Annotated in this window: 8 protein-coding genes; 3 read left to right on the top strand and 5 right to left on the bottom strand. The window is 41.4% G+C overall.

Going from position 1 to position 12,725, the window contains the following annotated elements; genetic code table 11:
- Window positions 1-141: 141 nt before the first annotated feature.
- Window positions 142-2,232, top strand: a complete 2,091-nt coding sequence (locus AC0L4E_RS16485) for an ExeM/NucH family extracellular endonuclease (RefSeq protein WP_473681718.1) — start codon at window positions 142-144, stop codon at window positions 2,230-2,232.
- 119 nt (window positions 2,233-2,351) lie between these two features.
- Here AC0L4E_RS16485 and AC0L4E_RS16480 read toward each other — a convergent pair whose 3' ends face one another.
- Together AC0L4E_RS16480 and AC0L4E_RS16475 are read right to left on the bottom strand one after the other, a co-directional pair.
- Window positions 2,352-3,470, bottom strand: coding sequence for a PepSY-associated TM helix domain-containing protein (locus AC0L4E_RS16480; protein ID WP_473680254.1), 1,119 nt, complete (start codon window positions 3,468-3,470; stop codon window positions 2,352-2,354).
- Between the two features lie 61 nt (window positions 3,471-3,531).
- Complete coding sequence (locus AC0L4E_RS16475) at window positions 3,532-5,679, bottom strand: TonB-dependent siderophore receptor (RefSeq protein WP_473680253.1); 2,148 nt, start codon at window positions 5,677-5,679, stop codon at window positions 3,532-3,534.
- A 301-nt stretch (window positions 5,680-5,980) separates the two neighbouring features.
- Between AC0L4E_RS16475 and AC0L4E_RS16470 the strand changes: the two genes are divergently transcribed.
- Complete coding sequence (locus tag AC0L4E_RS16470) at window positions 5,981-7,135, top strand: acetyltransferase domain-containing protein (protein ID WP_473680251.1); 1,155 nt, start codon at window positions 5,981-5,983, stop codon at window positions 7,133-7,135.
- A 108-nt stretch (window positions 7,136-7,243) separates the two neighbouring features.
- Here the strand turns inward: AC0L4E_RS16470 and AC0L4E_RS16465 are convergent, their stop codons facing one another.
- A complete protein-coding gene (locus AC0L4E_RS16465; protein ID WP_473680249.1) occupies window positions 7,244-8,347 on the bottom strand; it encodes a phosphoribosylaminoimidazolesuccinocarboxamide synthase in 1,104 nt (367 codons plus the stop codon).
- Between the two features lie 245 nt (window positions 8,348-8,592).
- Between AC0L4E_RS16465 and AC0L4E_RS16460 the strand changes: the two genes are divergently transcribed.
- Entirely contained in the window at window positions 8,593-9,543 is a 951-nt protein-coding gene (locus AC0L4E_RS16460) for a DMT family transporter (protein WP_473680247.1), read from the top strand.
- Here the strand turns inward: AC0L4E_RS16460 and AC0L4E_RS16455 are convergent.
- Window positions 9,540-10,628: a lipid A deacylase LpxR family protein gene (locus tag AC0L4E_RS16455; protein WP_473680245.1), complete on the bottom strand. Its 1,089-nt coding sequence runs from the start codon at window positions 10,626-10,628 to the stop codon at window positions 9,540-9,542. The genes AC0L4E_RS16460 and AC0L4E_RS16455 overlap by 4 nt on opposite strands.
- Window positions 10,629-10,755: 127 nt before the next feature.
- Complete coding sequence (locus AC0L4E_RS16450) at window positions 10,756-12,591, bottom strand: DEAD/DEAH box helicase (protein ID WP_473680243.1); 1,836 nt, start codon at window positions 12,589-12,591, stop codon at window positions 10,756-10,758.
- Between the last annotated feature and the right edge of the window lie 134 nt (window positions 12,592-12,725).

The following is a 12,725-nucleotide window of genomic DNA, read 5'->3' as shown; positions in this document are numbered from 1 at the left end:
TAATGTAATAACTCAATGAATTAGTGCTTAAAAAGTCAGTTAATAAATTGCTTCAATAAGCATAAAAATAATAAATTGGAATGAAAAATGAGAGTGAGCATATTATCTGCGATGTCGTTGGCTACTATTTTGGCTATGCCAATGCAGGTACAAGCCAAAGTTGTTACAACAAATGCGCCAATTGCTGCTGAGGTTTTGTGTGAAGGCAAAACCATTACGCCGATTTATAAAATCCAAGGTGCGAGCTCTGCTAGTCCATTAGTTGTAAAGGGTGACAATGAGTCGATTAACGAAGTCACCACCACGGGTGTGGTTACTGCTCGAGCCGATAGGTTATATAAAGGCTTCTTTATCCAAGACCCACAAGGCGATGGCTCACCTCTAACATCTGATGGTATTTTTGTGCATTGGGGCGCGTCTGCTCCAGCAGAAATTGTCCCAGGGATGGAAATTTGCGTCACTGGAAAAGTACAAGAACATGCTGGTTTTACTCAAATTAATATTGAAGAGCAGCAAAAGTTCTCAATTGGTAAGCATGTCGGTGAGTTGGCTGCCACGCCGCTACAGATAAAAGAAAATCAAAGCTTAGCCCAAGCACTTGAACAATTTGAAGGCATGAAAGTTGTCTTAACAGCTGCAAGTGATATGCAAGTGACTCGTTCATTTAGTCTTGATTATGATTCATACCGCAACAACATGGTGTTATCGCATCAAGCGCCATTGATGAAAGCCACTCAGGTTTACGCGCCATTATCGGCAGAGGCTATAGCGTTGAACCACGCTAATATAGCGAACCAAATTGTTGTTGAATCTGACTATAAAGCTGAGCATGGCAAAGTGCCGTACTTTCCAAATTTTAATGCTGAAAATGGTTATATTCGCATTGGTGATACCTTGACCAATATTGAAGGGGTAATTGGCTATAGCTATGACAAATATCGCTTTATGCCAACCAATGAGATTAGCGCTAGCGATTTTATTCGCAATCACGATCGCAGCGAGGTGCCAGCGATCGCTAATCAAGGTGACTTACGTGTAGCCAGTTTTAATGTACTGAACTTCTTTAATAGTGAATTTGGCGGTGATGCTAATCCATTAGGTCACAACCGAGGAGCAAAGATTGAGTCAGAAATGCTGTTGCAGCGAACTAAAATCGTTAACGCCATGGCAGCAATGAATGCAGACATTATTGGCATAATGGAAGTTGAAAATAATGGCTTTGGCGAGTTAAGTGCAATACAGAACTTAGTTGATGCACTTAATGCAAAGCAGGCTGCTGAACTTACTTATAAATTCGTTGAAGTAGATGACAATAATGGCTTGATCGGGACTGATGCCATTGCTGTCGGTATTTTATATCGTCCTGCAGTTGTTATTTTAGATGGTAAAGCAAAGGTTATCGCTACGCCTGAACAACACATCGAAGAGGGAGTGGTGACACGTATCAATGACGGCGTGAAAGAAACCAATCCTGCTTATCATAAGTACCAACGTCACAGCCTAATGCAAGGCTTTATGATTAATGATCAAAAGCTGACAATTGTGGTAAATCACTTTAAATCTAAAGGCTCAGGCTGCTTAGAAGATTGGTTAAGTTTTAATGAAGATTCTGAACCCGAGGATTTACAGGGCAAGTGTAATGCGTTTCGTGTCTCTGCTGCCAAGGTTATCGGTGAGTCGATAACAGATCTAGACGGTGATGTGCTGGTTATCGGTGATTTGAATGCCTATGGCAAAGAAGATCCTTTAGCAGTGCTAACAGATTATGATGCAAATCTTAACGAGCGTGTCATTAAAACTGCCTCACACACCCGCTTAAATGGACTTGATCATGAAGTTAAAGAGCTGGTGGTTGATAAAGGGTATGGACTCATTAATTTAAATACTCAAGCCCATGGACCTGCGACTTACTCATATAGCTATAATGGTGAGTTAGGCAACTTAGATCATGCCTTAGGTAATAGCAGCTTAGCAGCGCGTGTTGTGGCAATTGAGGATTGGCATATTAATGCTGTTGAATCGAGCTTGTTTGAATACAGCAGTAAATATACTGGAGAGTTAGCTAAGTCTGAAAATGCTTACTCTTCATCAGATCATGATCCGCTGATAATAGCATTGGCATACCCCGATACTAAAGCTTCAGCAGCAAGCTTAAGCTTTTTAGGCTTATTGCTGTTATCTGCATTAGGGTTTAGACGGAAAGCTGGAGTTAATAACAAAAGTGGATTTTAAGTCATAACCTTGAACATCAGGTCAGATAAATATGAGTTTAGACTCATACTTATTATGGTTAAATCGTGTTTGATGGTTTAATACCAAAAAGGAGCCAATAGGCTCCTTTTTTACTATTACTAAGTTGCGGATTGAGTCTCAATGGCAGATCTTGTGCGTTTAGCTGTGACTTTTTGTTGGCGACGACTCCAATATAAATAAAGGCCAGTGAAGCCTAAAATAACGGGCATTAGGCCTACAAAACACCAGATTATGCGAGTAATGAGCCCGCCAAAGTAACCAAAATGCAGTTTACGAAAGCTATCTAGAAATACCATCAGAAAACCCGCTTCACGTATATCTTGTTTTTGGATTAATTCACCACTGGTTTTATCAAAGCTGACAATACTTGAGTATTCGCTATTGAGAGGGTTGCTGGTCTCTACAGCACCATAGAAAGTAATATCTCGGTCAGGCTCATGGGGCATTGCAAGATACCCTGCTTGATAGGTGGGGATCTCTTTTGAGCTTTGTAGTCTTAAGGTTTCAAACGAAATATCTGGACTATGGAGTGGGGCGGTAATATAGACGTGTCCGCCGTCGCCATGCTCATTGATTTCATGCAATATGCCAGCGATGTTCCAATAACCACCAGTGAACGCCATGATAAGTAAAATTGGCGAGCTTAAAATACCGATAAACTTATGGATATCACTAAATAAAATACGCCTCACAGCTTTGAGGCGCATGGTGAATAATTTAGCCCAAAAGCGGCGATATAAAATAATCCCACTAACACCTAAAAACAGCATAATTAACGCTGCAGCAAAACCAACCCAAGCTCCTTTAACTTCAAGCAAAAACGTATAATGCAGCTCTAATAACCAATCGGTGATGTAATGTCCCATAGGCTGAGATTGAGACAATAGCTCCCCTGTGTATTGGTTAATGTAAATCTTTTCCCAATCTTCAGTACCGCGCTTTATTAAATAACCCGCATCAGAGCGCTGCTTATCATCAAATAGTTCCCAACCTCCCAGTTCGTACTCTGGGTTAGCATCGAGTGTGGTTTGCATCAGTGTATCTAGACTGACACGTTCGCTTGTATTGTCTGCCTCAACCACCATGTGGGCAGGACGCAACAGGCTATCTATTTCGACTTTAAAAACCAAAATGCTGCCGGTTATTGAAATGATCAATAACGGCAGCATAGCAATGAGCGCTCCATAGGAGTGCCACTTAAATAATGTTTTTCTCATAATTGACTCTAATTAATACAAAAAGGCTTCTTGCCTTGAGACAAGAAGCCTTTAATGAAACTTAAAGTTTCCAGGTTAATGTTGCACTGTAATTTGCTGGGGCGCCATAAAACCCTTGAGCCCAATACAAGCTGGTGATGTATTTTTCATCGGTTATATTGTTGGCGTTAACAGTTAATTGAATATCATCAGTGAATTGATACTTAGCCATTAAATCAACGATGGCATAGGCTTCTTGTTCAGTGACAATTTCTTGCCCTGCATTATCGAAACCATCTGCGACGATACCTTGTTTACGAGAAGTATCATCTTGCCAGCGCATGTTCACACCAAAGAATAATCCTTCGATATTTTGGAATTCGTAAGTTGCCGCTAGTTTTAATAGTTTTTCTGGGGTGTAATCAGCAACAACGTCATCGCCTTTAATTTCAAAATCAGTATAACCAATACTAGCTTGAAGCCCTGTGTAGAGCTCACCTGCAAACTCGATTTCGAAGCCTTTACTGTTAATTCCGTCGGCTCCGACATAGCGGTGTTGATCAGGTGGCAGTAAAATTGTTGATTCATCTAGTGTGGCTAAGTTAGTTTGTTCCACATCGAAATAAGCAAGGCTGGCTATCAAATTGCCATCAAATAACTCACTCTTGATGCCTATTTCTTTGCTTTCACCTGTGACCGGATCTAGCATCTGATCGTTAATATCCAGCTCTTTTTGCGCTAAGAAAGTTTCGGTGTAGCTAGCGTAGGCAATGACTTCAGGTCTAAAGCGATACACCATACCTAAGTAAGGAATAAACTCACTGGCATCAGTTTCTTGGTCAACACTGTAGGCTTCGCCGTTCGCTTCCCAAGTGTTATAACGCCCACCTGCAATTAAGTGCATATCTTCAAATAGGTTGAATCGACCAGTGAAGTAAGCGGCTTGTTGCTTGGTGCGAACATCACTGCCAGTTAACCCATCGTTAAATGTAGGCTTAGGTGTATTACCATCCCAATCATTTAAATCTGGCATAGCAGGGAAACCATTACCTGTGGTGTAGTCGTATAGCGAGGTGTCGTGGTACGTTAATTCAGCATGGTTAATACCGACAACAAGTTGGTGATTACGACCAAATAAATCAAAGTTACCATCAACATATAAGTCAGCTAAATCAGTTGTCTCATCTAAGTCGTATTCACTGCCGTAACCCGTAAGGCCCAAGCCTGTTGTTTTATCTGGGGTGCCATAAACATAGAATAGTTCGGTATCTTCGTCAGTGACTTTATGTGAATAAGTTCCACGTAAACGCCAGTCATTATTGAAGTAGTGGCTTATTTCAAATACGGTATTATTTTTCTCGACTTGCCAGTTTGACCAATCAGCAGAAGTGTTGGTTGAGCGGTCATAATTGGTTGCACTACCATCTGTATAATAAAGGGGTAAAGCGCCCCAGTTATTACCTGTTGCATCGTTATCAATGTAACTGTGGCTCAATGAGATAGTCGTGTTATCAGTAATTTCAGCTTCGATAAACGCATATAAGACATTTTTATCTTGCTCGTAACGGTCAAGGTAAGAATCTTGTTGGTGCTTAACGGCAACTGCACGGGCTGATACTTTATCTGTAATAGCAATTGAGCCATCAAGTTCAAGGCGGGCATTGTTATCACTGCCGTAAGTACCTGATATTAATAATTGATCTTCGACGGTTGGACGTTTACGAATAAAGTTAACTGTTGCCGATGGATTACCGACACCTGTCATTAGTCCATTTGCACCACGAATAACTTCAATTCGATCATAAATTGCGGTGTCTTCGTCGGCATGGTTATTACCCGAGGTGAGCGGTAAACCAATACCATCGATTTGGAAGTTAGTTACGTCAAAACCGCGAGCTGTATAATATGTTCTATCAGTTTCAATTCGTTCAACATTGATGCCTGTCGCGGTATCTAGCACTGAATTAATATCGGTTAGTTGAAAATCTTTCATCTGCGCTTCAGTGATCACCGAAACAGATTGAGGAATATCTGTAATTGCTAGATCGAGACGTGATGCGCCGCTTGCAGAGTGAGCATTGTAGCCTTGGATATAGCGCCCTTTAACTTCAATGACTTCTAAGTTCGTTGTTTCATCGGGTGTATCTTTAACATCGTTTTCAGCCGCTGAAGCAAACTGAATGACACTAAAAGTACATAGTATGGACAAGCAAATTGGACTAAGTTTCATATTTTTTTCATCTTAACTGCTATGTAAGCCCTGTGCTTACAATTAGAATTTGGGGGTTCTGGCTTGAGTTACTTTCGCAACAGATGATAAATAAAAGTTAATCAAATATAAATGAAAATCATTATCATTTACATATTGTGGGTTTTGTAAATTTTATGAAAATATTTCATTGCAGCTTCTTTGGGGTTTTTAAGCTATTTACTATAAAGAACAATGATTACGTCAACTGATTGATATAGTGATAAGTCGTACAGGTATTGTTGCTTATCTTGATTTTTAAGTTTTTAAAGAGAATTCCTAAATGAATACTATGAGCCCGTCGATGCTAAAAAAGCGTATTGATAGCATTGATATCATGCGTGGCATCGTCATGTTGATTATGTTGTTAGATCATGTGAGAGAACGTTTCTTTTTCCATGAGCAGATCAGCGATCCCATGATGCTAGACAGTACTAGTACAGGGTTGTTTTTAAGTCGTTTTGCAGCGCATTTTTGTGCGCCGACCTTTGTATTTTTAACGGGTGTTTCAGCATGGCTTTATAGTCACCCTCAACATGGACCGCAGCGAAATGGGCGCGAATTCTTAATTAAACGCGGCCTATTTATCATCGCCCTAGAATGTACGGTCATTACCTTTCAGTGGATGGGTAATTACGACATGATTTGGTTACAGGTCATGTGGGCTATTGGTATTAGCATGCTAGCGCTAGCGGCATTAATTGGTTTGCCAAGAGTATGGTTGGCAATTATTGGGTTAGTGATTGTATTTGGCCATAACGCATTGACACCAATTAACTTTGAGCCAGGCGAGTGGGGCTATACGATTTGGGCAATACTGCATGATCGCGGTAATATTTTATCAAACGATTTTGTAGGTATTCGTGCAAGTTATCCGGTCTTGCCTTGGATTGGGGTGATTTTATTAGGCTATGTGATGGCGCCAATTTACAGCGCGAGTTTTGATGATGCTAAACGCCACAAAATTCTCATAGGGCTGGGGTTGGGGTGTTTTGCTATTTTTGCCATTTTACGTGGTTTTAATATTTATGGTGAAACCTTAGATTGGCAGCAAGGTGAAAGCTTATTGATGACATTAAAGTCGGTGTTTAATGTGACCAAGTATCCACCGTCGTTAGCGTTTCTGTTAGTAACGATAGGTGGCACTCTATTGTGCTTACGTGCACTGGAAAAAGTTGACCCTAAGTACGGTAAAATATTATCGACCTTTGGCTCAGCACCGATGTTTTTCTATATAGTGCATTTATATCTATTACTGTTCATGTATCAGTTCGCCATCAATGTCATAGGGCCTAATTATGGTGACTTGTATGGCTTTACCCATATAGGTTGGGTATGGACGGTGACTGTGATTTTGGCGGTGTTACTGTACTTTCCAACTAAATGGTTTAGCCAGTATAAACATCAGAGTAAACAGGCTTGGATTAAATACTTATAGGCCTTATCTCAAAGTCAAAGATATAACCCATACAAAAAAAGGCGCCTTAGGCGCCTTTTGAGTAATCAGACTATTTGCTCACACATGGTAAGTAAATGTCTGGTTTGACTAAACGATTAAATCGTAATTTTCACGTAATACCTTAATGATATCCGCTTTTGGATTTTCAGGAAGCTTGATACTGCTACCAGTAACTTTTTCAGCAACACCAGTATAGGTACGAGATACATTCATCATCGCTTCAAGTGGTAAGTCGTTATCACGTGCTAAAGCTTCACGCTCAGGCATTCTGTCTTTATTTAATAGAATGTCAGCATCGTCAAAATGGTTAAGTAAGAATTGACGGAAACCTTCTTTAGAATTTTCCACAATCTTACCATCACGGTAAGCTGCGCCATCCCAAATACGTGATGAATCAGGAGTGCCAACTTCATCCATGTAAATCAGTTTTGAGTTACCGTCTTTGTCATCCACATAACCAAATTCAAATTTAGTATCGACAAACATCTGATCGTGGCTACTCAAAGCATCAGAAATAACCTTAAAGCCTTGCTTAAGCAGCTTTTCGTATAAGTCGATATCTGAAGCCTGCTCGAACCCAAATGCTTCAACATTCGCTTCTATGTCAGCACGGCTGATATTAACATCATCTTGCTCTGGCACACCTGGGATCCCAGTTAAAATCCCTTTAGTTGAAGGCGTAATCAGTAGCTCAGGTAATTTTTGATCTTTCTTTAGTCCTTCAGGTAGTGTTATTCCGCAAAATTCACGCTCACCTTTAGCGTATGCACGCCACATTGAACCTGTTATGTATTGACGGCAAATCGCTTCAACTTTGATTGGACGTGCTTTTTGAACAATCCATACAAACGGGTGTGGGATATCTAAGATGTGGCTGTCAGCTAAGCCGTTTTCAGCAAAAAGCTTAAACCAATGGTTTGAAATTGCATTCAGTGCAGCGCCTTTGCCAGGAATACCTTGCAGGTTACCTTCACCGTGAAAAATACAATCAAACGCAGAGATACGGTCACTGATAACCATGATAGCTAATGGCGTATCAGCAGGGACATCGTAGCCTTTGTCGCTAATTAGGCGACGGCTATCAGCATCTGTTAGCCAATAAACACTGCGGACTTTACCGCTATGAACCGGTTTATCGGTGCGGATAGGCAAATCATTGTTAATTGCGAGAACTGAATCAGCAAGACTCATGACCAGTGTTCCTTAGATGTTAGGTGTAGGGATTATCCATGATGGAGCAGGATATATAGCTATTTTAATGGCGGCTATTTTACCTTTATTAAGCAAGATTTCCATGGTTATCAGGCGGCTAAACTCTTAATCCTGTATAGCGAATACTGAAGATGATAATCCGCGTTTTTAGCGGTTTATTAGTCGGCAAGATTCAGGCAGTATGTTGCAAAATATGAGTTCATTTCAGTAGAGTTGCCAATTTCGTGAGTCATACCCGTTTAGGACTAATCTTTGTTTCAGTTGCCGTTATTTTTTGGGGCATTTTACCCATAGCGCTTAAGCTATCAGGTGGGTTTATTGATCCGGTTTCGCTGACTTGGTTTCGGTTTTTAGTCGCTTTTGTGGTGACGTATTTTTTACAGTGGCGCTTTGGTGCACTTAGGCAGTTTGTTGATTTATCTCAACGGGATTGGCTGCGGTTATCGGCTGCTGGCATTTTGTTAATGTGTAATTACACTTCCTTTGTGTATTCATTAGATTATTTATCGCCGGGGACTGCACAACTTAATTTTCAAACCGCACCGTTTTATTTGGCATTTGGCGGCGCGTTATTTTTTAAAGAGCGTTTAACAGCGTTGCAGTTAACCTGTTTTGCAACCTTAGCATTAGGTGTTTTATTGTTTTTCCATCCAAGCTTAGATGTGTCGGCTTCCAATGCCAGTCAAATAGGCTTTGGTGTGTTAATCGTGCAATTTTCAGTACTATCTTGGACCAGCTATGCACTGCTGCAAAAGTCATTAATCACTAAATTATCGCCAAATAATGTGTTGTTATTTATTTATGGTTTAGGTGTTTTATTGATGGCGCCATTAAGTGACTTTAGTCAATTCAAGTTGATGACTCATCATCAATGGTTGGTCATTGTTTTTTGCGCTGCGAATACGCTTATAGCTTATGGATGTTTTGGGCAAGCGATGAAGTATTGGCCAACAGCTCAGGTCAGTGCCATGTTAGCTCTGACGCCAGTGCTAAGTTTTACCGCTAACGCTGTGGTGGTTGAACTAGGATTGTGGCCAAATACCTTTAGCGCTGATGCTATTGATATATGGTCGTTGTTGGGCATTATTTTAATTGTTGGCTCAGTATTTACAGTTCAAATCTGGCCTTTGTACCAACAAAAACGTCTTAAAAGCAGCAAGGTGCTTAAAGGTTAAAAGCGATAGTTAATGTTCACTGCCGCGAAATTCGCTTTGTTGGGCTGGTCTTGATACTGCTCTGTGCCGCGAATAGCTGAAAAGCTTAAACCCCAGTTTTGCCAGTTAAGCATAAAGCCCATGTTAACCATTGCTTGCTGGTGGGTTAACTCTACTGAGTGGCTGTCTGTAAAGGTGTTGCCGTCGATAGTGATATCGTTAAATACATAACGGCCGTAGAAGGTAACAAATACCTGCCAGCTTAGCTCATCAGCCGACTTAACAATGTAGCCATTATTGCTTCTTGATGCCGCCTGAGAAACAAAGGCGTAGCTATGAGTTAGAATATTCCCCAATCGAAATGTCATGCCTGCACCTACATCACTCATTAAATTACCTATTCCAGCTTTACCGTGGAAAACGGTATCAAATTCAAGGTTATCAGAAATAGGTGTGTACGCTAATTGGTAAAGGCGCTGCGCTTCAACCTTAAACACAGGCTCGTTGCTTAATTGGTTGTCCCAGCCCATTGGCTCTTTAGCATCAATGATTTCGTGAACTTGTTTTTGTGTTTGCTCAGCAAAAGATGCCGGGCCCACCACTCCCAATGTGAGGCTTAAGTTATCTGCAACACCTTCACCATAGCTTCGTAATGTGGTGCCCCATAGCAAAGTTCCAGAATAGGGGCGATCGGATTCAATCAATGCTGCTTGCTGTAAGTCATCCGGTGTATACATGCGCTGAGAAACGCTATAACTAATTTGATATTGTCTATTATCGCCATGATTTAAATAACTATAGCCATATAAACCTTGAAGCCATTTAGGTAATACAAGCTCGTCAAAGTCATTGACAACAGCTTTTCCCCAGCTCCATTCTATGCCGTTACTATAGTCATCATCACTGGTGTTAATCAGTCCAAATGCATCATTTTCAAAGGTAAATTGAACCCAATCTCCATTTGAGGTACCTGCATGGAGCTGCTGGCTCTCTTTAGCAGCAGCGCTTTTTGCTGCGCCCTGTGCCAACGTTGGCGAAGAAAGCAATGTGATGATCAGCGAGATAGCACCAATAGAATATTGAAATAGAGGCTTATTTAGTAACATTAAATTAAAGCTTGTATTAATAGGTATCAAAATAGGCGAGAGATTATACAGCAATAAGCATAAAAAAATGGAGCCGAAGCTCCATTTTTATATTAGCGATTCAACATAATGTTGATTCTGTGATCGATTACTCGCTATCGCGAGGCTTACGTGGACGATCGCCGCGAGGACGGTCACCGCGTGGACGATCATTACGATCTCCACGAGGTCTGTCACCACGAGGGCGGTCATTACGTGGACGGCGTGGACGGTCGCTTTGCTCAGGGAAAGCGGTATCGCTAGCTTCTTTAATGTTTAGAGGCTTGCCACATACACGTACTTTACGTAAATGAGTCAGAACATCTTTTGGCATACCGTCTGGCAAGTCAATTGAAGTTACTTGATCAAATAATTGAATTTGACCAATGAACTGGCTGTCGATGTTTGCTTCGTTAGCAATAGCGCCAACGATGTTACCTACACCAACACCATTATCACGACCTACTTCGATTACGTAGCGGCACATCTTAACATCTGGCTTATCTTTTAAGCCTTCAGCACTACCAAAGCTTGTTGGTTGTGGACGACCACCACGTGAATCACGACGTGGACGCTCACGGCCATTGTCACGATCTCTGCTATCTCGAGAGTCACGTTGACGCTCTTGAATCGCAGGAAGTTGTAATGGACGCTCAGCTTGAACTTGTTGTAATAATGCAGCAGCCAATAAATCAGTATCGATTTCTAGTTGTTGACATAATTCTGCAACAGCGTTCTTCATGAAATCTAAGTCACCGTTAATGGTTTCTTGAATTTGCTCGCCTAAACGAGATAAACGACGCTCTGCAACAGTTTCAGGGCTTGGTACTTTCATTGGCGAAATGCGGCTTGAAGTCGCACGCTCAATGGTACGTAACATACGCATTTCGCGGTTTGTTACGAAAAGAATCGCCATACCTGTACGACCAGCACGACCTGTACGGCCAATACGGTGTACGTATGCTTCTGAATCATATGGGATATCGTAGTTTACTACGTGTCCGATACGTTCAACGTCAAGACCACGGGCCGCAACGTCAGTAGCAATAAGGATATCTAGCTTGCCACGCTTAAGCTGTTCAACAGCACGCTCACGTGCTTGTTGGTTCATGTCACCATGTAATGGCGATGAAGCGTAACCACGGGCTTCTAGTTTCTCAGCTAATTCAACACAGCTGTTACGAGTACGAACGAAGATGATAATACCTTCAGTATTTTCAACTTCTAATACACGAACTAAAGCTTCAAGCTTGTTGTGTTGAGACACTTGAACAAAACGTTGGTCAATAGACTTAACAGTTGAGTTAGTGGTTGAGATGCTGATATGAACAGGATCTGATAAATGCTTGTTAGCAACGCGCTTAATTTGCTCTGGCATGGTCGCAGAGAAAAGTGCAAGTTGGCTGTTTTCAGGCTTATGTTCTAATACCCATTCGATATCGTCGATAAAGCCCATTTTTAACATTTCATCAGCTTCATCAAGCACTAATGCTTTTAATGAATCTAATTTTAAAGTACCGCGACGCATGTGGTCCATAACACGACCAGGCGTACCAACAACAACTTGTGGGCCACGACGTAGCGCACTTAATTGTTGATGCATGCTTTGACCACCGTAAATAGGTAGTACATGGAAGCCTTTCATGTGTTTAGCGTAGCTACCAAATGCTTCAGCAACCTGAACGGCAAGTTCACGAGTTGGTGCAAGCACTAGGATTTGAGGAGCGTTCAGCTTTTGGTCAACACTGTTTAGTAAAGGCAGTGCGAATGCACCTGTTTTACCAGTACCAGTTTGAGCTTGACCTAAAATATCTTTACCAGCCATTAGCGGGTCGATACTTGCAGACTGAATTGGAGTTGGTTTTTCGTAACCTAGATCGTCAAGGGCACGAAGCAAATTCTCGGATAAACCAAGTTCGCGGAAAGTTCTTTCATCGGATGACATTGAGTTGTAGCCTTGTGGGTATGCACGAATTTAGTGGCATTCGCGCTAAAGTTTCACAGACAGAAAATCAACCCCGTGTCGATTTCCCGCGTCAAAGGGGCGATATTATAGCAAGCTTTCACCCATATGACTAT

This window comes from Shewanella sp. GJ50-10 (assembly GCF_055808815.1).
This window is presented reverse-complemented; position numbering and strand designations above follow the sequence as displayed.

What these genes read in the sequence shown, in the direction of transcription:
- AC0L4E_RS16480 (WP_473680254.1), bottom strand. Translation starts at nt 3,470, where the DNA reads ATGAGAAAAACATTATTTAAGTGGCACTCCTATGGAGCGCTCATTGCT.
- AC0L4E_RS16450 (WP_473680243.1), bottom strand. Translation starts at nt 12,591, where the DNA reads ATGTCATCCGATGAAAGAACTTTCCGCGAACTTGGTTTATCCGAGAAT.
- AC0L4E_RS16485 (WP_473681718.1), top strand. Translation starts at nt 142, where the DNA reads ATGCAGGTACAAGCCAAAGTTGTTACAACAAATGCGCCAATTGCTGCT.
- AC0L4E_RS16465 (WP_473680249.1), bottom strand. Translation starts at nt 8,347, where the DNA reads ATGAGTCTTGCTGATTCAGTTCTCGCAATTAACAATGATTTGCCTATC.
- AC0L4E_RS16455 (WP_473680245.1), bottom strand. Translation starts at nt 10,628, where the DNA reads ATGTTACTAAATAAGCCTCTATTTCAATATTCTATTGGTGCTATCTCG.
- AC0L4E_RS16475 (WP_473680253.1), bottom strand. Translation starts at nt 5,679, where the DNA reads ATGAAACTTAGTCCAATTTGCTTGTCCATACTATGTACTTTTAGTGTC.
- AC0L4E_RS16470 (WP_473680251.1), top strand. Translation starts at nt 5,981, where the DNA reads ATGAATACTATGAGCCCGTCGATGCTAAAAAAGCGTATTGATAGCATT.